At 43.1% G+C, this 26,935-nt stretch carries 29 protein-coding genes and 1 riboswitch; of the genes, 10 read left to right on the top strand and 19 right to left on the bottom strand.

Annotated elements, in window-relative coordinates; all coding sequences use genetic code 11:
* The first annotated feature begins 328 nt into the window (after positions 1-328).
* Entirely contained in the window at positions 329-1,213 is an 885-nt protein-coding gene (locus ACGHEH_RS13190) for a TraB/GumN family protein (protein WP_390446118.1), read from the top strand.
* Positions 1,214-1,352: 139 nt separating this feature from the next.
* Positions 1,353-1,973, top strand: a complete 621-nt coding sequence (locus ACGHEH_RS13195; protein WP_390446120.1) for a hypothetical protein — start codon at positions 1,353-1,355, stop codon at positions 1,971-1,973.
* Between the two features lie 98 nt (positions 1,974-2,071).
* On the opposite strand, the gene ACGHEH_RS13200 is transcribed toward ACGHEH_RS13195, so the two are convergent.
* The 3 genes from ACGHEH_RS13200 to ACGHEH_RS13210 all read right to left on the bottom strand — a co-directional run bounded on the left by ACGHEH_RS13200 (position 2,072) and on the right by ACGHEH_RS13210 (position 5,137).
* Positions 2,072-2,995 (bottom strand): hypothetical protein, encoded by a 924-nt coding sequence (locus ACGHEH_RS13200; RefSeq protein WP_390446122.1) that lies wholly within the window; start codon positions 2,993-2,995, stop codon positions 2,072-2,074.
* Positions 2,996-3,076: 81 nt separating this feature from the next.
* Positions 3,077-4,000: a hypothetical protein gene (locus ACGHEH_RS13205; protein WP_390446124.1), complete on the bottom strand. Its 924-nt coding sequence runs from the start codon at positions 3,998-4,000 to the stop codon at positions 3,077-3,079.
* An 81-nt stretch (positions 4,001-4,081) separates the two neighbouring features.
* Positions 4,082-5,137: a hypothetical protein gene (locus tag ACGHEH_RS13210; protein ID WP_390446126.1), complete on the bottom strand. Its 1,056-nt coding sequence runs from the start codon at positions 5,135-5,137 to the stop codon at positions 4,082-4,084.
* A 183-nt stretch (positions 5,138-5,320) separates the two neighbouring features.
* Positions 5,321-5,513: riboswitch (Lysine riboswitch) on the top strand.
* 114 nt (positions 5,514-5,627) lie between these two features.
* On the opposite strand from ACGHEH_RS13210, the gene dapA reads away from it, so the two are divergent.
* The 5 genes from dapA to ACGHEH_RS13235 all read left to right on the top strand — a co-directional run bounded on the left by dapA (position 5,628) and on the right by ACGHEH_RS13235 (position 10,752).
* Positions 5,628-6,512, top strand: a complete 885-nt coding sequence (gene dapA / locus ACGHEH_RS13215; protein ID WP_390446128.1) for a 4-hydroxy-tetrahydrodipicolinate synthase — start codon at positions 5,628-5,630, stop codon at positions 6,510-6,512.
* Between the two features lie 11 nt (positions 6,513-6,523).
* Positions 6,524-7,264 (top strand): 2,3,4,5-tetrahydropyridine-2,6-dicarboxylate N-succinyltransferase, encoded by a 741-nt coding sequence (locus ACGHEH_RS13220; RefSeq protein WP_138477796.1) that lies wholly within the window; start codon positions 6,524-6,526, stop codon positions 7,262-7,264.
* Entirely contained in the window at positions 7,264-8,469 is a 1,206-nt protein-coding gene (locus tag ACGHEH_RS13225) for a PLP-dependent decarboxylase (RefSeq protein ID WP_390446130.1), read from the top strand. The genes ACGHEH_RS13220 and ACGHEH_RS13225 overlap by 1 nt, the downstream gene beginning before the upstream one ends.
* A gap of 8 nt (positions 8,470-8,477) precedes the next feature.
* Entirely contained in the window at positions 8,478-9,590 is a 1,113-nt protein-coding gene (locus tag ACGHEH_RS13230; protein WP_390446132.1) for a succinylglutamate desuccinylase/aspartoacylase family protein, read from the top strand.
* Positions 9,591-9,738: 148 nt separating this feature from the next.
* Complete coding sequence (locus ACGHEH_RS13235) at positions 9,739-10,752, top strand: phospholipase A (RefSeq protein WP_390446134.1); 1,014 nt, start codon at positions 9,739-9,741, stop codon at positions 10,750-10,752.
* A 272-nt stretch (positions 10,753-11,024) separates the two neighbouring features.
* Here ACGHEH_RS13235 and ACGHEH_RS13240 read toward each other — a convergent pair whose 3' ends face one another.
* The gene (locus ACGHEH_RS13240; protein WP_138477788.1) at positions 11,025-11,918 is read right to left on the bottom strand and encodes a bifunctional GNAT family N-acetyltransferase/hotdog fold thioesterase; all 894 of its coding nucleotides are present in this window, start codon (positions 11,916-11,918) and stop codon (positions 11,025-11,027) included.
* Positions 11,919-12,114: 196 nt separating this feature from the next.
* Between ACGHEH_RS13240 and ACGHEH_RS13245 the strand changes: the two genes are divergently transcribed.
* Positions 12,115-12,804 (top strand): spermidine synthase, encoded by a 690-nt coding sequence (locus ACGHEH_RS13245; protein ID WP_390446136.1) that lies wholly within the window; start codon positions 12,115-12,117, stop codon positions 12,802-12,804.
* Here ACGHEH_RS13245 and dtd read toward each other — a convergent pair.
* The 3 genes from dtd to ACGHEH_RS13260 form a co-directional block, all read right to left on the bottom strand.
* A complete protein-coding gene (gene dtd / locus ACGHEH_RS13250) occupies positions 12,801-13,238 on the bottom strand; it encodes a D-aminoacyl-tRNA deacylase (protein ID WP_390446138.1) in 438 nt (145 codons plus the stop codon). The two genes, ACGHEH_RS13245 and dtd, sit on opposite strands and share 4 nt — an antisense overlap.
* Positions 13,239-13,349: 111 nt before the next feature.
* The gene (locus ACGHEH_RS13255) at positions 13,350-14,288 is read right to left on the bottom strand and encodes an alpha/beta fold hydrolase (RefSeq protein ID WP_390446140.1); all 939 of its coding nucleotides are present in this window, start codon (positions 14,286-14,288) and stop codon (positions 13,350-13,352) included.
* Positions 14,289-14,313: 25 nt separating this feature from the next.
* A complete protein-coding gene (locus tag ACGHEH_RS13260) occupies positions 14,314-15,213 on the bottom strand; it encodes a virulence factor BrkB family protein (protein ID WP_390446508.1) in 900 nt (299 codons plus the stop codon).
* A gap of 87 nt (positions 15,214-15,300) precedes the next feature.
* On the opposite strand from ACGHEH_RS13260, the gene ACGHEH_RS13265 reads away from it, so the two are divergent.
* On the top strand, positions 15,301-15,951 hold the full coding sequence (locus ACGHEH_RS13265) for a DUF2959 domain-containing protein (RefSeq protein WP_390446142.1): 651 nt from the start codon (positions 15,301-15,303) through the stop codon (positions 15,949-15,951).
* A gap of 736 nt (positions 15,952-16,687) precedes the next feature.
* On the opposite strand, the gene ACGHEH_RS13270 is transcribed toward ACGHEH_RS13265, so the two are convergent.
* The 12 genes from ACGHEH_RS13270 to rpsJ all read right to left on the bottom strand — a co-directional run bounded on the left by ACGHEH_RS13270 (position 16,688) and on the right by rpsJ (position 24,055).
* Positions 16,688-18,712, bottom strand: coding sequence for a prolyl oligopeptidase family serine peptidase (locus ACGHEH_RS13270; protein ID WP_390446144.1), 2,025 nt, complete (start codon positions 18,710-18,712; stop codon positions 16,688-16,690).
* Positions 18,713-19,090: 378 nt separating this feature from the next.
* A complete protein-coding gene (gene rpsQ, locus ACGHEH_RS13275) occupies positions 19,091-19,348 on the bottom strand; it encodes a 30S ribosomal protein S17 (protein ID WP_058031279.1) in 258 nt (85 codons plus the stop codon).
* On the bottom strand, positions 19,348-19,539 hold the full coding sequence (rpmC, locus tag ACGHEH_RS13280) for a 50S ribosomal protein L29 (RefSeq protein WP_058031280.1): 192 nt from the start codon (positions 19,537-19,539) through the stop codon (positions 19,348-19,350). The genes rpsQ and rpmC overlap by 1 nt, the downstream gene beginning before the upstream one ends.
* Complete coding sequence (gene rplP / locus ACGHEH_RS13285) at positions 19,539-19,952, bottom strand: 50S ribosomal protein L16 (RefSeq protein WP_058031281.1); 414 nt, start codon at positions 19,950-19,952, stop codon at positions 19,539-19,541. Before rplP ends, rpmC begins: the two co-directional genes overlap by 1 nt.
* 13 nt (positions 19,953-19,965) lie before the next feature.
* A complete protein-coding gene (rpsC, locus tag ACGHEH_RS13290; RefSeq protein WP_058031282.1) occupies positions 19,966-20,667 on the bottom strand; it encodes a 30S ribosomal protein S3 in 702 nt (233 codons plus the stop codon).
* A 12-nt stretch (positions 20,668-20,679) separates the two neighbouring features.
* Positions 20,680-21,012 (bottom strand): 50S ribosomal protein L22, encoded by a 333-nt coding sequence (gene rplV, locus ACGHEH_RS13295; protein WP_058031283.1) that lies wholly within the window; start codon positions 21,010-21,012, stop codon positions 20,680-20,682.
* Positions 21,013-21,024: 12 nt separating this feature from the next.
* Positions 21,025-21,303 carry a 30S ribosomal protein S19 gene (rpsS, locus tag ACGHEH_RS13300; protein WP_010367084.1) on the bottom strand — a complete coding sequence of 93 codons (279 nt, stop codon included), beginning with the start codon at positions 21,301-21,303 and terminating at the stop codon, positions 21,025-21,027.
* A 16-nt stretch (positions 21,304-21,319) separates the two neighbouring features.
* Complete coding sequence (gene rplB / locus ACGHEH_RS13305; protein WP_058031284.1) at positions 21,320-22,144, bottom strand: 50S ribosomal protein L2; 825 nt, start codon at positions 22,142-22,144, stop codon at positions 21,320-21,322.
* Between the two features lie 17 nt (positions 22,145-22,161).
* Positions 22,162-22,464 (bottom strand): 50S ribosomal protein L23, encoded by a 303-nt coding sequence (gene rplW, locus ACGHEH_RS13310; RefSeq protein ID WP_058031285.1) that lies wholly within the window; start codon positions 22,462-22,464, stop codon positions 22,162-22,164.
* The gene (gene rplD / locus ACGHEH_RS13315; RefSeq protein WP_058031286.1) at positions 22,461-23,063 is read right to left on the bottom strand and encodes a 50S ribosomal protein L4; all 603 of its coding nucleotides are present in this window, start codon (positions 23,061-23,063) and stop codon (positions 22,461-22,463) included. Before rplD ends, rplW begins: the two co-directional genes overlap by 4 nt.
* Positions 23,064-23,080: 17 nt before the next feature.
* Entirely contained in the window at positions 23,081-23,716 is a 636-nt protein-coding gene (rplC, locus tag ACGHEH_RS13320) for a 50S ribosomal protein L3 (RefSeq protein WP_138630389.1), read from the bottom strand.
* Between the two features lie 27 nt (positions 23,717-23,743).
* Positions 23,744-24,055 (bottom strand): 30S ribosomal protein S10, encoded by a 312-nt coding sequence (gene rpsJ / locus ACGHEH_RS13325; RefSeq protein ID WP_005495349.1) that lies wholly within the window; start codon positions 24,053-24,055, stop codon positions 23,744-23,746.
* A gap of 383 nt (positions 24,056-24,438) precedes the next feature.
* Here rpsJ and plsB point away from each other — a divergent pair, with 383 nt between their 5' ends.
* Complete coding sequence (gene plsB, locus ACGHEH_RS13330; RefSeq protein ID WP_390446150.1) at positions 24,439-26,865, top strand: glycerol-3-phosphate 1-O-acyltransferase PlsB; 2,427 nt, start codon at positions 24,439-24,441, stop codon at positions 26,863-26,865.
* Positions 26,866-26,935 lie beyond the last annotated feature (70 nt).

Below are 26,935 nucleotides of genomic sequence, written 5' to 3' on the forward strand. Positions count from 1 at the left end.
AGCATTTAAAAATCACCTGAATTATTTACGGCAACGGTATACAATATTCATCACGTTGCGTTCTTTTTCTATTAGTACCGCGAGTAGCCTATTAAGTCAACAGCAAACCCTATGTTATTTGCAGATTCAAAGCATTACCAAGCACATTTATAATTCAATAAAACCAAAAATAAGAAATAAATATCCAATCAATTTAAAATAACTCAGCCTTATTCAATACATACAAAATTTAACAACACATTTTTTGTTTATTCAAAAAATCACCAAATCTCCCATTTTTATACAAACTTGTTATTATGTTGGGGAAATTTTTTTACAAGGGAATACTATGTTCAGCACTGTAAACCGCGTTTTTTTTACGCTGCTTTTAGCTTTTTTAATTGGCTTTTCTAGTCACTCCGTCGCACTTTCTCCGGCCCTGTTCAAGGTCGAAAAAGCGGGTGTCACATCTTATTTATTTGGCACGGTTCATGTTGGTGATAAAAGCATGGATGGTTTACCAAAGAAGATCACACAAGCAATTGAGCAAACTGATGAAGTCATCGTTGAAGTAAACGTTGAGGCACTCAACGCATTTGAAATACAAAAACGCTCCATTCCTTTTATGACTTTACCGCACGGTAGAACGTTAAAAGATGAAATAAGCACCGAGCACTTCGAAGCATTAAAGCAATATTTTGCAGCAAAACAGATCAATATTGCGCTTTTTGAAAACCTAGCACCTTGGGCTGTGATGGTCACTATGATGCAGATTGAGTATCAAAATTTGGGCTACCTAGAAGACTATGGGATCGACAAACAGGTCATTGTCCATGCTAAAAAGCACAATAAACCTATCGGCGAGTTAGAAACTTTAGAGCAACAACTTGAAATGATGAGTTCACTAGGCGTAAAAAGCGACTTGATGATAAGCACTACGCTTTCGCAATTAAAAGATGTTGAACACTACTTTCTAGATTTGGTTAATGCCTGGAAAAAAGGTGATATGGACACCTTAAACAAGTATTACCAACTAAGCTTTGATGATTCAGACTATGGTAAGTTCAGTGAAGAGGTAATGCTGACTCAGCGTAATAATAATTGGGTTGAGCAATTAGCTCCAAGATTAACAAAAGAGTCGTTATTTATTGCTGTGGGTGCCCTTCACTTACCTGAAAAGCATGGCTTAATCACTCAATTAAAAGCACAAGGCTTTAATGTAACTCGCTTATAAATCAGTTAGTTAAAAAGCTACCGCTAAGGCAATCGCATTTCTTTTCGCTGTTGCCTTAAAAATTTTTTAAATTCTTTTAAACCTTTTTCAACCCACCTGTCGTCTAACTTATTAAACAACATCAATCAGGGTGACGACGATGAAAAAATTATTATTAGCTGCTTTAACCTCTGCTGTTATTTCTGCGCCAGTTTGTGCCGAAGACACGAGAACCATTGAACAATCATTTAATCTTGAAAACAGCACTGAATTAGAAATCGATTTTCCAGTCGGCAGCCTAGAAATGACGAGCTACGAAGGCGATCAAATTCAAGTCACAATTCGTTTAGAGCCAAAAGATAATGATGGCTGGTTTACTGACAAAGTAGACTTAAGTGCAGTACAACTCAAATCTTCGCGTCAACGCCAAGAGTTATCACTGTCTATTGATGATGATAATTTAGAGCAAACTTGGGAGGTCAAAGTGCCTAAAAGTATGCGTCTAGATGTTGAAGTCGGCGTTGGTAAAATTGAAATACAAGCACTTGAAAATACAGCGGATGTTGAAGTTGGTGTGGGTAAAGTGCGGATCGACACAGCCATTGATGACTTCAAACAAGTAAACCTTGAATCTGGTGTAGGAAAAACGAGTCTATCAGGCTTTGTAGGCAAAGCGCAGTCTCATAAGAAAATGGTCAGCTCACAAACAGAATACTTCGGCTCTGGGCAATACAACTTAGAAGTTGAAGTGGGTGTAGGCAATATCAAAGTGCGCCACTAAGCCACGGCACTTAAATTAACAAACTCCCTTTGCCCGGCCTTGCACCGGGCTTTTTGTTGAAGACTATAAAAGCCTTTTCCTAAATACTCTTATTTCGTTTATTCTGTCATCTCATCAACTATGGTCACTGTGCATCTATCACATTGCAACCCGGCATTTAATAACGCTTCTAGCCTTCTTAATACAAGATGATCTATTCTTTTATTCAGCAACTGAATAAAAGCTAGGTGATCTTTGGTCACATTGTGCCTGCCACTTAACAGCTCTTCAGCCGCCCCTTTAAGCTTAACGGTACCATCTGAGTCTACGGGGATTTTAATGCCATTGGGTAGATAAAACTCAACAACCTCAACTTTCCCTCTAGGATTGGAGTAAAGTGTGATTCTGTACCCATCAGGAGTGCTAAAGTGAAGCGGTCGATTTACTTTGGCCACAAAATCATTGCAATGCTGCCTCATCTTTGATGGTTCTCGCTCCAATGGAGCACCTTCTTGACCGCAAGTAGTGTCATAATCAATGAAACCCCATTCATCTACAATAACTTCACTCCCCAAGTCATTGAGAGCACGGTTGCGGTACTCTTGCACAACTTCTTTGTTGCTGTATTTTTCTATAAATTGCTCGGTTGCTACCCTAGGTGAAACGGCACGCTCTATATCTGCCTTTGCTGCACCATGGATGCCTGTCTCACTTATAAAGCGTATACGCGTTACCGGATGCAATATATCTTGGCCATCTGGGCCTTCTGCCCATTCTTGGTCTTTATATACGTGAAATTTAAAATGCGTGACCGTGTTGCTGGTGTCAGATTGAATAACATAGTTGAGTATGGCACTGTCACTGTCTAACAGCGCTTCTGGCGCATCATTTTCTGCTAAAAAACGACTATATTCACGTTGCTTGCTAACTTGACTGCATAAGGCCGAGCCCGTGTCCCAACACCCTATGACTTCTAACTTATCTTTACCGAATGATAAAAACGATATAAACAATAGAGTTGATATAAGTAATTGCTTGATCATTTCCTTTATCCTCAGCCCGGCCTTGCACCGGGCTTTTTGTTAAAGGCTATAAAAGCCTTTTCCTAAATACTCTTATTTCGTTTATTCTGTCATCTCATCAACTATGGTCACTGTGCATCTATCACATTGCAACCCGGCATTTAATAGCGCTTCTAGTCTTCTTAATGCAAGGTGATTCATTCTTTTATTCATCAGCTGAATAAAAATCAGGTTATCTTTGGTCACAGTATACCTGCCACTTAACAGCTCTTCAGCCGCCTCTTTAAGCTTAACATTACCATCTGAGTCTACGGGGATTACAATGCCATTGGGTAGTCTAAACTCAACAACCTCAACTGCTCCGTTGGGGTTAGGGAAAAATATGATTTTGTACCCATCAGGAGTGTTAAAACGAAGCGGTCGGTTTACTTTGGCCACAAAATCATTGCAATGCTGCCTCATCTTTGATGGTTCTCGCTCCAGTGGAGCACCTTCTTGACCGCAAGTAGTGTCATAATCAATGTAACCCCATTCATCTACAATAACTTCACTCCCCAAGTCATTGAGAGCACGGTTGCGGTACTCTTGCACAGCCTCTTTGTTGCTGTATTTTTCTATAAATTGCTCGGTTGACACCCTAGGTGAAACGGCACGCTCTATGTCTGCCCTTGCTGCACCATGGATGCCTGTCTCACTTATAAAGCGTATACGCGTTACCGGATGCAATATATCTTGGCCATCAGGGCCTTCAGCCCACTCTTGGTCTTTATAAACTTCGTATTTAAAATGCGTGACCGTGTTGCTGGTGTCAGATTGAATGACATAGTTGAGTATGGCACTGTCACTGTCTAACAGCGCTTCTGGCGCATCATTTTCTGCTAAAAAACGACTATATTCACGTTGCTTGCTAACTTGACTGCATAAGGCCGAGCCCGTGTCCCAACACCCTATGACTTCTAACTTATCTTTACCGAATGATAAAAACGATATAAACAATAGAGTTGATATAAGTAATTGCTTGATCATTTCCTTTATCCTCAGCCCGGCCTTGCACCGGGCTTTTTGTTAAAGGCTATAAAAGCCTTTTCCTAAATACTCTTATTTCGTTTATTCTGTCATCTCATCAACTATGGTCACTGTGCATCTATCACATTGCAACCCGGCATTTAATAGCGCTTCTAGTCTTCTTAATGCAAGGTGATTCATTCTTTTATTCATCAGCTGAATAAAAATCAGGTTATCTTTGGTTACATTGTACTTGCCACTTAACAGCTCTTCGGCCGCCTCTTTTAACTTAACGCTACCGTCTGGGTCTACAGGGATTTTAATGCCATTGGGTAGATAAAACGAAACAACCTCAGCTTCTCCGTTGGGGTTAGGGAAAAGTATGATTTTGTACCCATCAGGAGTGTTAAAGTGAAGCGGTCGGTTTGCCCTAATAGTCACTTTTTGGGCTTGTGTATAATCTACTTTCGCCTCAAGACCAGCACTAATAATCCCTTCAATACCTGACTCTACATTGCCTGCTATCGATTCTGTGGTAGAAATTAGCAACTCGATCTCTTTTACTCCCGAGAACATACCAATACTGACCATAAAATCATGGCAATTTTGCCTCATGTTCCAAGCCTCTCGCGCTAACACATGAATACCTGTCGGCCCGCAAGCAGAGTCATAATCTATATACCCATTGGAGTCTCTAATAACCTCACTTCCCGAACCATTAACAGCCCCTTTGTTGCCGTATTTTTCTATAAATTGCTCGGTTGCCACCCTAGGTGAAACGGCACGCTCTATGTCTGCCTTTGCGGCACCATAAATGCCAGTCTCACTTATCATGCGTATACGCGTTACCGGATAGAACATATCATGACCATCTGGGCCTTCTGCCCATTCTTGGTCTTTATATACGTGAAATTTAAAATGCGTCACCGTATTGCTGGTGTCAGATTGGATTACATAGTTGAGTATGGCACTGTCACTGTCTGACAGCGCCTCTGATGCGTCAGTTTGTGCTAAAAAGCGACTATATTCACGTTGCTTGCTAACTTGACTGCATAAGGCCGAGCCCGTGTCCCAACACCCTATGACTTCTAGTTTATCTTTACCGAATGATAAAAACGATATAAACAATAGAGTTGATATAAGTAATTTACTGGTCATATTTCCTTTCCTTATTGAATAACCAACTAATAATTTTACAACAAAATTAAAATAAATGTAACAATTACACTTAAAAATCAAACAAACGTTGATTATAACGAAGATACTTGACACCTAGACGGCTAAAATGTTTCAATGCCGCCTCACCCTATTTGAGCGCAGTGGAGCATTGACTCGGCTGCCAGGGCTGGAAGAGGTGCGTTATTCAGGTAGCGCGGTTGAGGAGAGCAAACTCCATTGATGCCGTAGCGAGGGGAATTAACGCCGAGAAGCAAGCGTATTTGCTAGACGTTTACTTCGGGCGACTGGGCTGAATCCCAGCGACTGTCACCAATTGCGCAAGGCGCAAGAATTTTGGTGGAGAGCTTCTGGTCTTAGAATAAATAAGGCCAGTTTGCCTTATCTTTTTTAAGTCCATTGCTCTTCGAATTTTAATTGTTCGAAGTATGGACACCCTCCTTACTCCGAACATGCTATAAGTTCGGTAGAGATGAAATCACAATACGATTTATCCAACTATCCTTTATGGACAGCTTTGGTGACGCCTTTTGACGCGCAAGACCAAGTTGACTTTGACACACTCACAACACTCGTTCGTCAGCAAGAACACGCTGGCAATGGCATTTTGTTGCTTGGTAGCACAGGTGAAGGCTTAGCCCTTACCCTGCCTGAACAACAAGCGATTGTTGAATTTGTTTGTAACTTGACCCCTAACGTCCCCCTTATGGTCGCGGTAGGTGGTATCAACTTACAAGAACAATTAGCTTGGGTTGAGTTTTGCAATCAGCACCCTATTCACGCTTACCTACTTGGTTCACCGCTTTATGCTAAGCCGGGTGTAATTGGTCAGACTCAGTGGTTTGATGCATTACTTAACGCCACTGACTTACCTTGTATGCTTTACAACGTACCGGGTCGCAGTGCCGTCGAAGTGTCACCACAAGTACTAAAGAATCTTGCACACCACGACAACTTATGGGCGTTAAAAGAAGCCAGCGGTGACATCAGTAAATTTGAGCAATTCCGTGAAGCTGCACCTGAACTGGCTATTTATAGCGGCGACGATGGGTTGATCCCCTACTTTGCTCAGGCAGGCGCAAAAGGCCTTGTCTCTGTTGCAGCCAATGCTTGGCCAGAGCAAACCGCTGAGTTTGTGCGTCGCGCTTTAGCAGGTACTTATCCGAACTTATTCACCACCTGGACGCAAGCTGTAAATAGCTTGTTTAGTGTCGCCAACCCAATTCCTGTGAAAGTGCTCATGCACCAACAGGGAACTCTGGCAACACCGAATCTTCGTCCTCCTCTTACGCACCTAGAACTGCAATGTAATGCAGCGATTGAGCGTGCAAACGACACAATTTTATCTTGGAATTAAGGCAGTAAAACATGAGCTGGTTAGAACTATTAAACAATTTAGAAAACGGTAGCGTACGTGCGGCAACTCAAGACGAGCAAGGCAACTGGCACGCCAACGTGGAAGTAAAACAAGGCATTTTAGAAGCATTCAGAAACGGCACGAACGTTGAGTTCCCAGGTGGCTTTGTAGATAAAGACAACTTAGCACCACAAGGTTTCAATGCAGAACAAAACGTACGTATGGTACCAGGTGGCTCAAGTGTACGTCGCGGCGCCTATGTGGCCTCAGGCACCATCATTATGCCACCAGCGTATGTAAACATAGGTGCATTCATCGATGAAGGTACTATGGTAGACAGCCATGCGCTAGTTGGCTCATGTGCACAAGTAGGTAAAAACGTTCACCTAAGTGCAGCTGTGCAACTAGGTGGTGTATTAGAGCCTGTTGGCGCTAGCCCAGTTGTGATCGAAGATGATGCGTTCATCGGCGCTGGTTGTGTGATCGTTGAAGGTGTGGTTGTTAAGAAAGGGGCTGTACTTGCACCAGGTGTCCGTTTATCTGCAACCATTCCTGTTTACGACTGTGTGAACGAGCGCGTCTTAGAAAAAGGCGAGCCAATTCCTGAGAATGCGATTGTTATTCCGGGCTCTCGTCCGTCTTCAAGTGCATGGGGCCGCGAGCAGGGCTTAAGCATGTCATGTGCTTTAATTGTTAAATACCGCGATGAGCAAAGCGATGCGTCTTTAATCCTTGAAGAGGTATTACGCTAATGAGCTTTTTGAGCACACAGCTACGTCAGCATATCACTGCGATCAGTGAGCAGAACGACACACCGTTTTTTGTCTATGACCTAGATGCGTTATACGCGCATTTGAAACCACTGACAGAGCAATCTGTGGTGAAGTTATGGTATGCAGTTAAAGCCAATCCACTTTCTAAGGTGATCCAAACTTTAGATAAAGCGGGCTTCGACTTTGACGTAGCAAGCAGTGGCGAACTTGACCAAGTATTGCGTCAAGGCGTGGCTGCTAACCGTGTGCTCAACACCGGACCTGCTAAATCTAAAAAGCAGATCCAACACTTTTTGTCACAAGGTGTACGCACTTTTGTGGCAGAAAGCTTAAATCAAGTAGCTTGGTTAAACCAAGCTGCGACAGAACATCAGGTGCAGTTGCGCATTCTACTGCGTGTGCAATTGCGCTGGCCCGATGGCGAAAAGAACCCACTTGGTGGTGACAGCTTAACACCATTTGGTTTAGGGCTTGAAGAGTGGCAACAGCTGAGTATTCAAGACTATCCTGCACTTAACTTTGTTGGCCTGCATATTTTCCAATGGGGCAATATGCTTAGCACCGAAAAACTGGCAGAGCTGTGGTCGCAAATGGTCGCGCCACTGACCGATTTGGCAGCGCAACTCGGATTTACATGCCAAATTTTAGATTTAGGTGGCGGTTTAGGTATTCCTTACACTACCGATGCTGATCGCCTCGCTTGGCCTAAATTAGTCGATGCACTGGCAACCATTAAAGCCGCGGCTGGGGTTGAAGAACTGTGGATGGAGCTAGGCCGTTATGCGGTAGGTGAAATCGGCCATTATGTAAACCCTGTGGTTGAGCAAAAGCTTAACTATGGTGAGCACCAGCTTATCGTCGCAGGTGGTATTAATCACGTATTACGCCCTGCTGTGACAAACCAAGCTTTTCCGGGTGAATTATTACGCCAATCTAGCGCACCATCACAAGACTTCCTAGTACATGGTCCATTGTGTACCGCACTCGACAGCTTGGGTAAGCACTCACTACCTGAAGATATTAACGAGCACGACTGGGTGGTATTCAGTCAATGTGGTGCTTATGGGTATACCGAAAGTATGCCGTTCTTTTTATGTCATGAATTGCCTGCTGAATACGTGATTGAGCAAGGCCAAGTTGTCTGCGTGCGTGAAAGCCAAAACGCCGCAAGTTATTTAGTGTAGGTGCTCCCATGAATACAATTACTCAAGAACATATTCAAGTTGGTGAAATCGCCAATGGCTTACCTTTAACCATTCCTGTGTATCGTTTACAAGGCAATGGCAGCGGCCCTAAAGTGTATATTCAAGCCAATATGCATGGCGCAGAAGTGCAAGGTAATGCGGTTATTTACCAATTGCTTGAGCAGCTAAAAACACAAACACTGGCTTCAGACATCACCTTAGTGCCTTATGCGAATCCGATCGGTTGTAATCAAAAGTCGGGGGAGTTTACTTTAGGTCGTTTTGATCCGATCACCGGCACCAACTGGAACCGCATGTATCACGATCACAGCAAGTTGATCGAGTCATTTGTAAGCGAACATTTAGATGCGCCAGAAGATGAGATCAAAGCAAAGTTCCGCGCTCTGCTTGTTGATCAGACCCAAGCATTTCTAGATCAACCCGCTTATCGCGTGAATACCGGCAAACGGATCGCTGTGACCTTGCAGCGTTTAGCGCATGAAGCTGACATAGTGTTAGATCTTCATACCGGTCCGATCTCAGCAAAGCATTTGTACTGTCCGGAATATGCGAAAGCCAGTGCGAGCTACTTTGACATTAAACACGTGCTGTTGATCCCCAATGAATTTGATGGCGCGATGGACGAAGCGACTTTTTGCCCTTGGTGGCAATTAAGCGAAGCCTACAAAGCGCAAGGTCGCAATATTCCTGTATGGGTTGAAGCTTTCACCGTTGAACTTGGCTCACAAGAGAAAATCGATCTAACCGAGGCGAAACTCGATGCCGAAAGTATCTTAAGTTACCTAAACCACAAGCAAGCGTTTATCGATGCTGAGTTTACGCCTAAGCCTATTACCCGCTATGCCTGTATGCTTGATGACTATTTGGCGTTTTATGCCCCTATGGGTGGCATGGTCGAGTACAACGCCGAACTAGGCAGTCATATAAAAGCCGGTGACACCATTGCGAAGATTTTACGCATGGAACAATACTTATCAGAAAAGCCATTACATGAAATCACGTTAGATACAGATGCCATCACTATTTTGCATTTTGCTTCGGCCAGCGTGAATCAAGGCACTGAACTCTATAAGTTCTTCACAAACTATTTCGAGCTGTAAGGCTTCACCTTATTGCGTGAGAGTAAGCACCTTTTATTGAGTGTCGCTTACTAAGGTATGGCGGCTTTTGCCGCCCGCCTTTTTACTACTTTTTTATTGTGATTATTGTGTATAATTTGTGCCACCCTCTCACAAGCAAATTGCACTTATGATCAAATATGTTCTTGCCACTTTTGGTTTATGTTTCTTATTTTCTCCGACTAGCTACGCTCAACAAGAAGACAAGCTCGATCTCGTTAAGCAATGCGTACTCAACGAGTTAATTTCGGCCGACGGTGACACCAAAGTCGCTGATGTTCGCGAAAAGTGTAGTCAGCTAGCAAACAAGCCTTTTAGCTCTCTCGATAAACGAATGGCAAGAGAGCGCGTTACGCAAAAAAACCGTAATGTACTGACACCGCATAACCGCAACTATATTTTACCTGTGTCTTACATGCGCAATCCAAATAACCGCCCCTTCGACGGCCTCAAGGCGATCACCGAGCAAGAGGGCGAATCGCTTGATAACTTTGAAGTGAAATATCAGTTATCATTAAAAGTACCGGTTTATACCGGATTTTCGGACCCAGATCAGGCTATTTATACCGCCTTTACATTGAAATCTTATTGGCAATTTTATAATAAAGACATCTCCTCACCTTTCCGTGAAACCAATTACGAGCCAGAAGTATTTTGGGTTAACTTTTTAGATGATGAAAATGTCCTTTGGGGAGATGAGATGGCCCTAGTGCTGGGCCTTTCTCACCAATCCAATGGCCGAAGTCAGCCTAACTCACGCTCTTGGAATAGAATTTATGCCAACTTCATTTGGGAAAACCGAGGGTTTGTTTTTAGTTTTAAGCCTTGGTATCGATTGCCTGAAGACGACAAACCAGATGTTTTAGAGGCAGAAGGCGACGACAACCCAGATATATACAAATATATGGGCTACTTTGAGTTTAGTGGCGTGTATCGTCAGGGCGATCATGAATTTGGTTTCATGGTGAGAAATAACCTTCACAGCGATAATCGCGGTGCTTTACAGCTAGATTGGTCATTCCCGCTGTGGGGTAGGCTCAGAGGATATGCGCAATACTTTAACGGCTATGGTGAGAGTATGATTGATTACAATGCCGATATACAACGTTTTGGTGTGGGTATATTGCTCACCGATATTTTGTAATACCAATCCTCTTAATTAAGCAGTCTATTTTGAGACAAGAAAAACTAGTCGATAACGCCGCTCACGCGTCCTGCTATCGCCGAGGTACCTACATCCATGTAGGCAAGGCGGAAATTTTGCTATTTAGTTATTCTAAATAAGAAATTTTCAACGAAGTTAGCGTCAGTTTTAGTACCTCAAAATGATTAAGTATTATTGAGGATTGGTATAACTTCTACCTAATAATAAAAAAGCCAAGCGAGTAGCTTGGCTTTTAATATCTAACGCTTTATTTAGCGAAGCACAACAAAGCAGCCTTCAAACTTGGCAACCAGTTTATCGCCATCGTACACATTCACTGGTACATAGTATTTCGCTTTACCTTCAGTTTCTAACTCAAGCAATTTGCCCGAACAATCTGCGATAGTCACAGTCGCACTTGGTGCCGTTGTGAGTGGCTTAAGGTATTTGATTTCAGCATCAGCTAATACAATGTTACCTTCAAGGTTGAGCTCTTTAAGCGCCAAATAGGTCGCGCCCCACCCTGTCAGGGTCGCCATGCTGTATACCGAGCCTGCAAACATTGAGTTATGTAAATTTAAGTTCGCTTTTAAGTCTGCTTTAGTTGAAAACTGCCAGTCAGTGTAGCTTTCAACTTTAATACCCATCGCATCACTGATTGGAATAGACTCACGCCATGTGTTTTGCAATACCTGCGTCCAGTCAGGGTGGCGGAACCAACCTGGCTCACAAGGCTTTTGCTTGACCATTTTCCAGTGCTGTACGTCACCGTATGCAAGGTGGGCTTTTTCTAATACGGTATAACCATGCTTCTCATAAAAAGACAGCGCTCGTTCACGGGCAAATAGTACTAGTTCATCAGCATTTTGCTGCCAAGCTACCTTTTCAAGTTCATGCAATAAGCGGCTACCTAAATGTTGACCACGGTGCTTTTCATCTACCGCCATATAACGCACTTGCGCTTGCTGCTGATTATTGAAGTGCAAACGTGCAACGGCTAATACATCTCCGTCGTTATTCTTAATATAACGATGCTCCGCTTCTTGCTCTAAATCGTCTTGCTCAGAGCCGCGAGGCTGTTCCCACGGGGCGCGTAAGACTTGCCAACGTAATTGATAATAGGCTTGCCAGTCTTCGCTACTTTGTGGCGCAGTTACCTGAAACATAGTTACTCCTGTTGAAATGCATCTCTGGCCGTCGATTTACTAACAAAGCAACGGCAACTTGGTGTCGTTTTTATAAACTCACCATACTAGAAAACCGCAAAATAAAACATAGTTTCGCGCTGCTTCAACTACAAACAATGTAAAACTTGGTGGACACACTGGCATTACAGAAAAGCTCAGCTATGATGATGTAATTATGGAAAAATTTTTCACAAGCTCTGACACTTTGAGCACCGACTTTGTTTTTCACTGCCACGATTTTGGACATCTAATTTATTGGCAGAAACATGGCCAGATCAGTATTCAAGTGCGCCAAGAAAAACAGTATCGATGGCTCTTAATCAACGACACTTTACAATCTGTGATTGATAGAGACGATGCCTCGCGCCTATTACTTCCACATTTACAGCAGCTTGCAACACTTTGGCAGCCATTAGCAGCGCCAAAAACCGTATTAGAGTTAGGGCTGGGTGCTGGGGCTATCCGTAACTACTTAGAATCTCAATACCCAGACGTGCATGTCACCTCAATTGAAAAAGACCCTGAAGTTATCCGCTGTTATAAGAAGTATTTCGACGGTGATGCACTCAGTGCATTGATCTGTGATGACGCCGAGCGATTTGTGCAAAAAAGTGCGTTATATGATTGGATTATTCTAGATTTATTTAGCCAAGAAGATGCGCCGAATTTTTTGTTCGACCATAAGTTTTATCAAAGTATTCGCAATCACTTAAATCAAGGCGGCTGGCTGTTTATTAACTTTCTCTCCAGTCACCCCTCACAGTTAGAGCAACTTCAACACCGACTGATCACCAATTTTGGCAAAAAGCCCAATGAAGTTGCCATACCTGATTATTTGAATCACATCATCGCAGTAAGCCGCTAAATTGACAGGTTAAAGGTGATCGGCCCGTCGTTACACAAGCTCACTTGCATATCTGCGGCAAACTGTCCTGTTTGAACTCTAATACCCGCGGCTTTTGCCTGTGCCACAAAGTAGTCGTATAACGCTTCGGCTTGTGCTGGCGTGCCTGCGCTCGAAAAGCTAGGACGCATACCTTTTTTAGTATCCGCGGCCAAAGTAAACTGCGATACCACTAAAAGCTCACCCTCAATGTCTTTCAGGCTGAGGTTCATTTTACCAGCGTCATCCGTGAATATGCGATAATTACTCACCTTGTGCAGTAGCTTATCTGCTGTAGACTCATCATCAAGCTTTTCAACGCCCAATAGCAATAAAATGCCTTTGCCTATCGCACCCACGCACTCACCCGACACGTCTACTTTTGCGTGAGTAACTCTTTGAATTAATCCCTGCATATCATTCTCAAAACTTTATTTTTAATGTGCCAAATATACCGAATTTAACCACTTTCTAAAACGAAAGTCTTTACAGCTGAATAATGTGTAAGTCCCGATATAACAAAGGCATTAATGCAAACGGCACAGCATTAAGTCAGAAGCACGAATAATGGCATCCATATAGTCACCTTCTCGCTGTGCGTGCCCGGCATTCTCCAAGACATAAAATTGCGCTTTATGATTTTGAGCAAAGCGTTGTACGGGGGCATAGCGACACAATAAATCATCTCGACTATGAATAAGCCAGCATGGCAGATGACAAAGCGACGCTTTAAATTGGGCGATATCACAGAGCTGAGAAAAATTTTGTTCTTGGAAAAAGTGACACATGATTTTTGCTTGCTGAACAGCACAGTGCGCTTGTTCAATGTTGGCAAGTCTGGCTCTTGTGCCTAAAGCCAACTTTGACTCCCAAGCCATCCATAACTGCGCTGCTTTGTGTTGCTCCAGCTCATCTGTGCCTGTCAAAGACTGATAATAATACTGTAAGATCTCAGGTTCACTCTTGAGGCCATGGCTAAAATCTGAATACAACTCAGGATAAAATTGCGCACCAGCCCCATGTGGCCCATACAACCAAGCGAGATCGGTGGTTTCAGCGAGGAAGCTTGCCCAAAGTATTAACCCTGACACCCTTTCAGGGTGAGATTGATAAAAAAGTAGCGCCAATGTCGCACCCCAAGATCCCCCTGCAATGACACTTTTTTCAATGCCAAGGTGATTAAGCAGCAAACGCATGTCATCCACCAAATGGGCTGGACTATTATGCGCCAGTGAATCAGGCGAAGAGAGACCGCAGCCCCGCTGACTAAATAAAATAATGCGGTATTTTCGCGGATTAAACAGGCAGCTCATCGCAGGCACAAGACCTACTCCCGGGCCACCATGGCAAACGACCACAGGCACACCTTGCTCGCACCCATATTCTTCTACGTGAATTTGTGCACCTTGCCCTACCGCAAGGTGAAAACTTTGACGCGCCGCTTTGAACTCGTAACCAAGAGACATAAGACCTCCAAGGTTATCGCTTTTCTCACTGCGCTATTTGCTGGCTATCCTCAGTATGTTGTTCAGGCGCTTGTTGTTGCTCAAGCCTTTCGCTTAAACATACAGTAAACTCAGCGCCTAACAGCACCACAATCCAAGATAAGTAGACCCAAACAAATAGGATCGGTACAGTTGCTAATGCACCATAAATCACTTCATAAGAAGGAAAGTGGCTGATATACATAGCAAAGCCTTTCTTGGTTAGCTCGAACAGCAATGCCGCAAACAAAGCACCAGGGATCGCAGCTTGAAAAGCAACTCTCTTATTCGGAACTAAAGTATAGAGCATAATGAAGCCGGCCATGGAAATTGCGTAGGGTAAAAGTTTTAATAAAAAGCCACTAAACCCTGGGATACCCTGATCGGCAAACGATACCAATGAAACGATGTAAGATGTGACACCAATACTTGCCCCAAGTAGAACTGGGCCCAGTGTTAATACCATCCAATAAATCGCAAAAGAGATCATGAATGGTCGCTTATCTTTTACTCTCCAAATGCGATTTAAGGCAGTATCTACATTTCTAATCAGCAATAGCGCCACAGCGGCTAAGAAGCTGATACCCACTGCGGTCATTTGGTTCGCATTACCCGTAAAAGCGCTGATATGAGACTTAATAGAATCTGTTGAAGTCGGGACAAAATTAGTAAAAATAAAGTTTTCTATGGCAACTCGGGTGTCTTCAAACCCAGGAAAGGCTGAAAATATTGCCACACCAACCGCAATTAATGGCACCAAAGACAAAAGCGTGACATAAGCCAAGTACCCCGCGTTAATCGTGATTTGGTCTTCTAAGCAGCGCTTAAAATAGTGCTGCCACCAACTAGGCTGACGAGCTAAAAACTCTTTCGCCTTAGACTGTAATTGCTGGTAGTGCTGTTGCATAGAAATAAAATAAACAGGAAACGTTTTGCACATCATAGCAATCCGCCCCATAATTTACACCAAGATAGTTAATCAAATAGGTTGATTATGAAACATTTAGCCCTAGCAGCGGTGCTGTGCTTAGGCCTTAGCGCATGCCAAACCGTTTACTACTCTGCAATGGAAAAAGTTGGTGTCCACAAGCGTGAGATATTAGTAGATAGAGTCGAAGCCACAAAAGAGTCACAACAAAACTCACAGCAGGAGTTTCAATCAGCACTCGAAAGATTAACGACACTCGTTAATTTTGATGGTGGCGAATTGCAAACTGCCTATGAGCAATTGAATGATGATTATGAATCTAGCCTTTCAGCTGCGAGTGATGTCTCTAACAACATCGACAAAGTAGAAGATGTCGCCGAAGCATTATTTGATGAATGGCAGGATGAACTTGGCCAATATTCAAATGCCAACTTAAAACGTGAGAGTGAGAAAAAATTAAAGCAAACACAAAGGCAGTTCTCTAAGCTGCTTAAATCGATGCGTCGCAGTGAAGCTAAAATGCAGCCTGTTTTAGACTCATTGAAAGACAATGTGCTGTATTTAAAGCATAACCTAAATGCCCAAGCTGTCGCGGCGATCCGAGGTGAGTTTGATTCATTGAAAGTCGATATCCAAAACCTAATCAATGATATGAATCGTTCGATTGCCGATTCGAATGCCTTTATTGAGCAAATGAATCAGAGCAAAGTGAACTAGTCTTTATACCTCCTACGACTCAAATTAATCGCCTGCCATATAACATTTTTATGGCAGGCCACTCACCACAAAAGCGTCAATCTCGTCATTTTGTAAATACCTAAAGTGTTCTCTACGCCTATCCAGTTAGGTTCACCCTGAATGCCGCATACTCTTTTGCTCTTTGTATGTGCAAACTCCAAACGCTGTAAAGTTGCGACTAAAAAAAGGTACAATTCTGAGAAGCAATATTTAAAAACCAGCTGCAAATAATTAAAAATAAGAAAGTCACAATCAGGGGAGATTTTTACGGTGACAACTATGTTAAACAAGTATAAGTATAAGTATGAGCTGCTATACGCCTTTTTGATAACCACCTATATCGCACTGATCGGCTCATCACCTTTCATACTCTCACTATGGATCGTCTCAGTGCCTTTGCTGCTACTTGGTTTGAATTGCTTTTTGAAGTTCAAAACACAGCCAATTAGTAGGAGAAACCAATTCGCCTCGATCGCTTGTCATTTGATTATGTTAATAGTCACTATTTCATTGCACTTTGACATTGGCGGAGTCACTACAGGAAGTTCTACATCAGCAATTGCACTGGTTATGCTACCAATTTTATGTGGCGCAGGAGTGATTGCACTGGTAGCACTTCATTGGCTGTTTAACTTTTTAAAACACAAAAATGTGATTTAATAAATGAAAAATAGCTACTTAGGTAGCTATTTTTCATTCCCTCTTCTCAGCATAATTAATGACGTGAAAACCAATCCAAAATACGATCTAAACGCTCAACTAAATTTGTTGGCGTACCATTGCGAGACAGACCATGTGTCTCACCTTTAAAGATCACCATTTCTACAGGAACATCATTCGCTTTTAGCGCATAAAACCACTCTTGACCCTGCCCGATTGGTGTCACCATATCTTGATCACTGTGGATGATCAGAGTCGGTGTCGAAACCTGATCAGCATACTTCAATGGTGAGCGATCCCAATATCCGGCAAAGTTAGTCCAAAGTGTACCACCAAACTCTTTCGTCATTTGCGCTGGCGTATACTCTTGCGTGCCCGCCTCAGAGATCCATGAGCTGACACTACGTTGCGTGACAGCAGCTTTAAAGCGATCGGTTTTGGTAGTGATCCAGTTAGTTAAAAAGCCACCATGACTGCCACCTGTGATATACAGCGCATCTTTATTAATCCAGCTATTCTGTGCAATAACCTTATCTAAAAACTGCATGTTATCTCTGTAATCTGCACCACCGTAATCCTTTCTAACAGCTTTACTATGTGCAATACCATAGCCGCTACTACCACGGTAATTCACATAAACGACACCATAGCCTTTGGCAGCATACATTTGGTTTTCATGGAACCACTGGTGCCCCCACATACCACCAGGGCCGCCTTTAATGTTCAATACCAGTGGATATGATTTATTCTTGTCGAAATTAATTGGCTTATGAACGAAACCCTGTACTTTCATTCCCAGCTCATTCTCAAACCAAAATGATTCTGCCGGTGAAAGCGCTTTGCTCGAAATCAATGCATCATTAAATTGTGTGAGCTTTTGCAGCTTTTTCGACTGAATTTCATATCGATATAGTTCTGGGAGTGTTGTTGAACTTTCTAAGGTAAAGACTAGAAACTTGCCACTGGGTGCAATCGCTAAATTTCTAACCGACTTGTCTATGTCTAATAGTTTTTTGACCGAGGCAGCCCCAGTATCAACTGCGAATAAACGGTGGGCACCATGATCGCTGGTTGTAAAATAAAGCGACTTACTTGTCGGTGACCATAAAGCCCCTGAAGCGCGTCTGTCGAATGCTGCAGTTAAATTTTTTGGCTTATTATTTCCACGCTGTACAAATAGATCTGCTTGCTCATAGGTGTCTTCTTGGTGGCTGTACACGATCGACTTACCGTCATGCGAAACGCTCACGCTATATTGACTGCCTTGATGTTGAGTCAATGCGACTTGCTGCTTTGTCTTAATATTTAAGCGATAGATATCGCTATTATCATTACCCTCATACTCAAGCCCTGTTTTATTGGCATGAAAGTAAACATATTGGCCATCTTTAGACAACGTTGGGCCATTCACATTCCAATCAGACCCTTTTGTCAGTTGAGTCAATGCTTGGCTTTCTAAATCATAGGTAAATAGATGGCGACGCTTATCACTTAAATAACCTGCACCATCTCCGATATACCTCGCGTTTTTGACAACCACAATATCTGGTTTAGCACGCTTATTTTCAGATTCGCTATCTAATCCTTCATTTTCTTTCTCGGGATTTACAGTTAATGTGAGCAGCAACTGCTCGCCAGATGGCAACCATTGAAAACTCGACAGACTTTGCTCTACAAAAGTCACTTGCTTTGCCTCACCGCCATTGGCCGGTATGACAAATACCTGAGATTTACCATCAACCGAACGGATAAAGGCAACACGAGAGCCATCTGGTGACCATTGAGGCGCGCGGTCGCCTGTACCTTGAGTAAACTCAGAAACAACACCCGCTTTGTCTATTTTGAAAATCTGACTATTTCTTCCGCTGGCATCGTCATTGACTGTTCGTCTAACAAATAAAATGTCTTCGTTATTAGGAGATACCTGAGGTGAATTTAAAAAGACAAAATCAAAGTAATCTTCAGGCACCAAGCCTTTTGACTCTTTCTTTACTGCAGATGCGTGTGCATGTGTGGTGGTAAATAGGGAAAATAATAATGCCCAAGTTAATAAGCCACTCAAATGGCGCTTTTCATTCATATCCTTCATTCCAAAACTCAAAGTCAAAGATCAGAAACACTGCCATCAACACAATGAGGAGAGTCATTGTTAATGCATGTCCCGAAAGTAGTTTCAAATTGTAGAATACGTGAGCAGCCAGTATCAATCTTAATAAATCGATAAAAGGATATTATTGAAATATAAAAGGCGTTTCATTTCTGTGGTGTTCTAATAAATTGAGACAGGTTTAATACCCGGTTACCGCTAGTACGCTTGATGAATTTACAGTTTGAGTTAGATAAGATTTAACTAGATTTGGAAAACACGACAAGCTCTAATTTACTTACCCCTAAACGACAAAAGCCCCAGCAAACGCCGGGGCTTTTAAGCAATTATAAAATTAGTCTAAAACTAAAATTAAGCTTGCTTAGGACTAGAAACAACTTCTACTAAAGTCCAAGACTTATTCTTAGAAATTGGCGCGCACTCACGAATAGTAACTACGTCACCTGCTTTAGCAGTGTTGCTCTCATCGTGTACTGACAATTTAGTAGTACGCTTGATGAATTTACCGTAGATCGGGTGCTTAACCTGACGCTCGATAGCAACAACAATTGATTTGTCCATTTTATCGCTTACTACACGACCTTGAAGAGTACGGATCTTATCGCTCATTATGCACCTGCCTTCTGGTTAATAACCGTTTTAACACGCGCAATGTTGCGACGTACTTTTCTCAGTTCGTGAGTTTGAGCTAGCTGACCAGTGCTCGCTTGCATGCGCAGGTTAAACTGCTCACGAAGTAGCTCTAGAAGTTCAGCATTTAGCTCTTCTACGCTTTTGTCTTTTAATTCGCTAGCTTTCATTACATTACCGTCCGAGTTACGAAAGTTGTCTTGAATGGTAGTTTACGAGAAGCAAGGTTGAATGCTTCACGAGCAAGCTCTTCTGAAACACCTTCCATTTCGTAAAGCACTTTACCAGGCTGAATTTCAGCAACCCAGTATTCAACAGAACCTTTACCTTTACCCATACGAACTTCAAGCGGCTTGTTTGTGATTGGCTTGTCTGGGAACACACGGATCCAGATTTTACCTTGACGCTTGATGTGACGAGTCATAGCACGACGAGCTGCTTCGATTTGACGAGCAGTCATACGACCACGACCAGTTGCTTTCAAGCCGAATGAACCGAAGCTAACTTTGTTACCGTTGTTCGCAAGACCACGGTTGCGGCCTTTATGAACCTTACGGAATTTTGTACGTTTTGGCTGTAACATTAATCGCTACCTCTTACTTAGCACTTTTTTTGGCTTTCTTCGGAGCACGTTTAGCTGGCTTCTCTTGCTCTTGTTTCAGTGGAAGACCACCGATAACTTCGCCTTTGAAGATCCAAACTTTAACACCGATGATACCGTAAGTGGTTAAAGCTTCAGAAGTTGCGTAATCGATATCAGCACGAAGTGTATGTAGAGGTACACGACCTTCACGATACCACTCAGAACGTGCGATTTCAGCACCGCCTAGACGACCGCTAACTTCAACTTTGATACCCTTAGCACCTAGACGCATTGCGTTCTGTACTGCGCGCTTCATAGCACGACGGAACATAACACGACGCTCTAGCTGAGAAGAGATACCGTCAGCAACTAACTGTGCATCTAGCTCTGGCTTACGTACTTCTGCAATGTTGATTTGTGCAGGTACACCAGCAAGCTTAGTTACAGCTTGGCGAAGCTTTTCAACGTCTTCACCTTTTTTACCGATAACAACACCAGGACGAGCTGTGTGAATTGTTACACGGATTGATTTAGCTGGACGCTCGATAACGATTTTAGACACAGAAGCAGACTTCAATTCCTTAGTAAGGTATTGACGTACTTTGTGATCGCCAAAAAGCTGTTCAGAGAAATCTTTAGTATTCGCGTACCAAGTAGATACCCAAGGCTTTGAGATACCTAGGCGAATACCAGTAGGATGAACTTTTTGTCCCATTACTTATATCTCCTAGCTATCCGAAACCACAACAGTGATGTGGCTTGTACGCTTAAGGATGCGGTCTGCGCGTCCTTTAGCACGTGGCATAATACGCTTCATTGTAGGACCATCGTCCACAAAGATCGTAGCTACGCGAAGCTCATCAATGTCAGCACCTTCGTTATGCTCCGCGTTCGCGATAGCAGACTCAAGTACTTTCTTAACCAATACAGCCGCTTTCTTAGGGCTGTACGCTAGGATTTCTAGCGCGCGATCAACCGGAAGTCCACGGATTTGATCAGCCACTAGACGTGCCTTTTGCGCCGAACCAGAGGCGAATTTGTGTTTAGCTAATGCTTCCATCATACCCTCCGATTAACGCTTTTTAGCTTTCTTATCCGCAGCGTGACCGCGGTAAGTACGTGTAGGTGCAAATTCACCTAGTTTGTGACCGATCATTTCGTCTGTAACGAATACAGGTACGTGCTGACGACCATTATGGACAGCGATGGTCAATCCGATCATGTTAGGGATGATCATTGAACGACGGCTCCAAGTCTTGATAGGCTTCTTGTCACCGCTTTCCAACGCCTTCTCTACCTTCTTCAGCAAGTGTAGGTCAATAAATGGACCCTTCTTGAGAGAACGTGGCATGGCAATTCCTCAACTATTACTTAGTACGACGACGTACGATTAATTTATCAGTACGCTTGTTTTTACGTGTCTTCTTACCTTTAGTAGGTACACCCCATGGAGATACAGGATGACGACCACCAGAGGTACGACCTTCACCACCACCGTGTGGGTGGTCTACTGGGTTCATGGCAACACCACGAACTGTAGGACGGATACCACGCCAACGATTTGCACCAGCTTTACCTAGTGAACGTAGCATGTGTTCTGCGTTACCTACTTCACCTAAAGTTGCGCGACAATCCGCTTCAACTTTACGCATCTCGCCTGAACGTAGACGAAGTGTTACGTACTGACCTTCACGAGCAAGGATCTGAACGTATGCACCCGCTGAACGAGCGATTTGAGCACCTTTACCAGGCTTAAGCTCAACGTTGTGAACAGTAGAACCTACAGGCATGTTGCGCATTGGTAATGTGTTACCAGCCTTGATTGGTGCATCAACACCAGACTGAATAGTATCACCAGCTTTTAAGCCTTTAGGTGCGATGATGTAACGACGCTCACCGTCTGCATATAATACAAGAGCGATGTTTGCGCTACGGTTTGGATCATATTCTAAACGCTCAACTTTAGCCGGAATACCGTCTTTAGTACGTTTAAAATCGATTACACGGTAGTGTTGCTTGTGACCACCACCGATGTGACGAACCGTGATACGACCGTTGTTGTTACGACCACCTGACTTAGAGTTTTTCTCTAGTAGCGGAGCGTATGGCTTACCCTTGTGTAGATCAGGGTTAACCACTTTAACGACGTGACGACGACCCGCAGAAGTTGGTTTACACTTTTGAAGTGCCATAATTCTAACTCCCCTTATTACTCGGCGCCGCCGACAAAGTCTAGCTCGCTACCTTCTTTAAGAGTAACGTAGGCTTTTTTCCAGTCTGAACGACGACCGAAACGCATGCCAGTACGCTTTGTTTTACCCTTAACGTTAAGTGTGCGAACACCAGTTACTTCTACTTCAAAAAGCTTCTCAACAGCTGCTTTAACTTCAGCTTTAGTTGCGTCTGTTGCTACTTTGAAAACGATTGTGTTGTTTTCTTCTGCAGCAATAGTGCTCTTTTCAGAGATGTGTGGAGCAAGGATTACTTTTAAAAGACGTTCTTCACGGATCATGCTAGCGCCTCCTCAAGTTGCTTAACAGCACCTGCAGTAATTAATACCTTATCGAAAGCGATTAGGCTTACTGGGTCAATGCCAGCTACGTCACGTGTATCAACCTTGTATAGGTTACGTGCAGAAAGGAATAGATTCTCATCTACTTCTTCAGTCACGATTAACACGTCTTTAAGCTCAAGCTCTTTAAGCTTACCAACAAGCTCTTTAGTCTTAGGTGCTTCTAAACCGAAGTTTTCAACAACTACTAAACGCTCTTGGCGTACAAGCTCAGATAAGATGCTTTTGATCGCACCGCGATACATCTTACGGTTAACTTTTTGGCTGTGATCTTGCGGCTTAGCTGCAAAGCTCACACCACCGCTGCGCCAGATTGGGCTGCGGATTGTACCAGCACGTGCACGGCCAGTACCTTTTTGGCTGAATGGTTTCTTACCACCACCACGCACTTCAGAACGTGTCTTCTGAGCACGAGTACCTTGACGAGCACCTGCTGCGTATGCAACAACTACTTGGTGTACTAATGCTTCGTTAAACTCACGTCCAAAAGTAGCTTCGGAAACTTCAAGCGCGCCAGCGCCTTTAATTGCTAATTCCATCACTAAATCTCCAGGACTTATGCTTTAACAGCTGGTTTAACGATAACGTCACCGCCGATAGCGCCAGGTACTGCACCTTTAACTAAAAGCAGGTTACGCTCAGCGTCAACACGAACTAGTTCAAGATTCTGAGTCGTTGAACGCTCAGCACCCATGTGACCGGCCATTTTCTTACCTTTAAACACCTTACCAGGTGATTGGTTTTGACCGATTGAACCAGGAGCACGGTGAGAGATAGAGTTACCGTGTGTAGCGTCTTGCATGCTGAAATTCCAGCGCTTAACACCACCTTGGAAACCTTTACCTTTTGAAGTGCCAGTAACGTCAACTTTGTTCACGTCATTGAAAAGCTCAACTGTAAGTTCAGCACCAACTTCAAATTCACCTTCTCCGCCGTTAAGACGGAATTCCCACAGGCCACGACCCGCTTCAACACCAGCTTTAGCGAAGTGACCCGCTTCTGGTTTGTTTACACGGCTTGCTTTTTTCTCGCCTGCAGTAACTTGAAGCGCGTTATAACCGTCTGTAGCGTCAGATTTGATCTGCGTTACACGGTTAGGCGTCGCTTCGATAACTGTCACAGGGATAGATACACCATCTTCAGTGAAGATACGTGTCATACCCACTTTACGACCGACTAGACCTAATGCCATTTTCCTAAAACCTCTCTAATCTTCCGATTAACCCAGGCTGATTTGAACATCAACACCAGCAGCAAGGTCTAGGCGCATTAGAGCGTCTACAGTCTTGTCTGTTGGTTCTACGATGTCGATCAGACGTTTGTGGGTGCGGATTTCATACTGATCACGCGCGTCTTTGTTTACGTGCGGAGAGATCAATACAGTAAAACGTTCAAAGCGCGTAGGTAGTGGGATTGGACCACGTACTTGAGCACCAGTGCGTTTCGCAGTTTCCACGATTTCCGCCGTTGATTGGTCAATCAAACGGTGGTCAAAAGCTTTTAGGCGAATACGAATGCGTTGATTTGACATTCTTAAACCTCAAATAAAAAGAGCATTTAAAAAGAGCATAAAAAAACCTCCGAAACCATCTTAAAACAACAAGAGGTCGGGTGTTCTTCTATTTCTACCATTGAACTCCAAATCGGAGTTCCTGTTTAATGACTTGAAATCCAAGTCCTATAGCTGACTTTCTATCTCTTAACGAGCAGAAAGTTTGCGTATTATATAGAGACTGGTGATAAATGCAACAGTTTATCTTAATAAATATCATATCTAGCGCTACAGCTAATTAGTCGAGTTCTTTTTGAAAACATCTACACTTAAGAGTGGCTTCTGAGATTGATGCTTTTTTGTAAATGGTCAGTCCAGTATTTCCTTGGTATTCTATAGCAAATTTTTTAGCTGGTTATAATATGAATATTTTGACTCGCAGCGCGAATGTAATTGCGGCTGCCGTAAACCGTATTTTGGTTAGGACAAAACTGCTGCCGGAGTCCCCTGTTGCACAATTTGAACTCGACCCATCTGTGCCTACGTTTTACGTAACGCGTCTAAATTCAAAAGCAGATTTAGCTGCATTGGCAGCAGTATGTAAACAGCTTGGCTTACCTGATCCTAGAGAGCAACAAACCCTCTCAGGAAAACAGATCGACCGTTTTATCCCACTCTCTAACCCAACCCCTCTGTTTGGTGAGAAAGCAAAACCCAGTGACGCACTTGAACTAGGTAAACAAATCTTCGATGCATTTAGCCTCTCTCCTGAGCAACGCGCACAGGTTGTGCCTGTTACTATTCTTTGGGGCAGAAACCCAGGTAAAGAAAAACCAGGTATCGGCACACTATTCTCTCACTCAATGACCCCAAGCTGGTTACGAAAGTTTTTTGTTTTGCTGTTCTCCGGCAGAGATAATCTTGTGCGTTTTAGTCAGCCTATTGAACTCAATCAATTAATGACAGACAAATCTGATGTTGACGAACTGCCACACAAATTACTCCGTGTTGCACGGGTGCATTTCAAACGTCAAAAGTTGGCTGCAACAGGTCCGAAATTACCATCAAGAGAAGCTCTTTTCTCAGGCTTACTAGCGTCGCCAAGCATTAAGAAAGCGATTGCAGACGAAGCTAAAGCGAAAGGGCTAAGTCATGAAGAAGCCAAGTTAAAAGCGAAAGAATTGCTTGAGGAGATCGCTGCCAACTACTCCGACGCAATGATCCGCGTAGGAGACCGTATATTAACTTGGTTGTGGAACAAGCTTTATAATGGTATCGAAGTGAAATACGCAGAGCGTGTTCATGAGCTAACCAATAAAGGCCACGAAATTATTTATGTGCCTTGCCACCGCAGCCACATGGACTACCTGTTACTGACCTATGTTATCTACCACCAAGGGTTAGTCCCTCCACATATCGCTGCAGGTGTAAATTTGAATTTCTTCCCTGCAGGGGGGATTTTTCGTCGTTCTGGTGCTTTCTTTATTCGCCGCTCTTTTGCTGGTAATAAGCTTTACTCTGCCATTTTCAAAGAGTACCTAAGCCAACTCTTTTTGAAAGGTTATTCAGTTAAGTTTTATACTGAAGGTGGCCGTAGTAGAACTGGTCGCCTATTACCACCTAAAACAGGTATGTTAGCGATGACCATGCAAACTATGCTTCGTGGTATTGAGCGACCAATCTCTATTGTGCCTGTTTATATCGGCTATGAGCATGTAATGGAGATTAATACGTATCTGAAAGAGCTCGCGGGTAATGACAAAAAGAACGAATCCGTTTTCGCAGTCTTTAAAGCGATTAAAAATCTCAAAAACTACGGTCGCGGTTATCTTAACTTCGGTGAACCAATCGCTCTTCAGCAATATCTAAATGAGCACCAACCAGATTGGCGTTCGCATATTGGTGATGATAGTGCGAAACCGCAATGGCTTAATACCCAGGTTGCAAATGTGGCGCAAGATATTATGACCAATATAAATAGCGCCGCTGCACTTAATGCTGTTAACTTACTCGCCACAATTTTACTGAGTCGCGATCAATTTGCTTTAAGTAAACCAAAGTTACTAAAGCAGCTGGATTTTTATTTAGCACTACAGCAGCGAGCAAAATATAACGATCAAGTGACACTTCCCTCAGACGATGCGCAATCACTACTAGAGCACGCATTAAAGTTGAATAAGTTTGATGTGTTAACTGATGAGATGGGCGAAATCATCTCTATTATAGAGAAAGAGCGCACACTGTTTAATTACTATAGAAATAACATTATTCATCTTTTTGCTGTTCCGAGCATACTTGCACAGCTAATTTATCAAAAAACGGAAGTCTCTATTGAGTCTGCAAATCAGACCGTGAATGCATTGTATCCACTGTTTGCGAAAGAATGGTTTTTAACAACACTGTCTGAAGACTATATCGCGAATATCTTAAAAAGCTTTGAACAACAAAAGTTGATCAGCACGGATAATGGCACCATCAAGATCACTGCCGACAAGCAAGCGCAAGCTCAATTAGAAATGCTTGGAAACGTGATGCATCTAACCCTTGAACGTTATGCAATTACGACGACACAGATCATCAATTCAGATGCGATTAAGCGCCAGCAGCTTGAAGCAGATTGCGAAGTATTAGCCAAACGCTTAGGTACTTTACATGGTATAAAGAGCCCAGAGTTCTTTGATAAAAAAGTGCTTACCAATTTGATATCTGGGTTAAAAGAGCAAAACTATATCAGTATTTGTGAGCAAAACACAATTCATGCCGAAAAAGCCATCTCTGATTTACAGTCTCAACTTACTGAATTATTGCCAGCAAGTATTTGGCAGTCCATACATGAACACAGTAGTTGATATACAGACCTAAAAGCCGTATTCAAATGCGGCTTTTCTTTTCTAATATCACGACCAATTTAATAGAATA

The organism is Pseudoalteromonas sp. MTN2-4 (assembly GCF_042848605.1).
Lineage (GTDB): Bacteria > Pseudomonadota > Gammaproteobacteria > Enterobacterales > Alteromonadaceae > Pseudoalteromonas.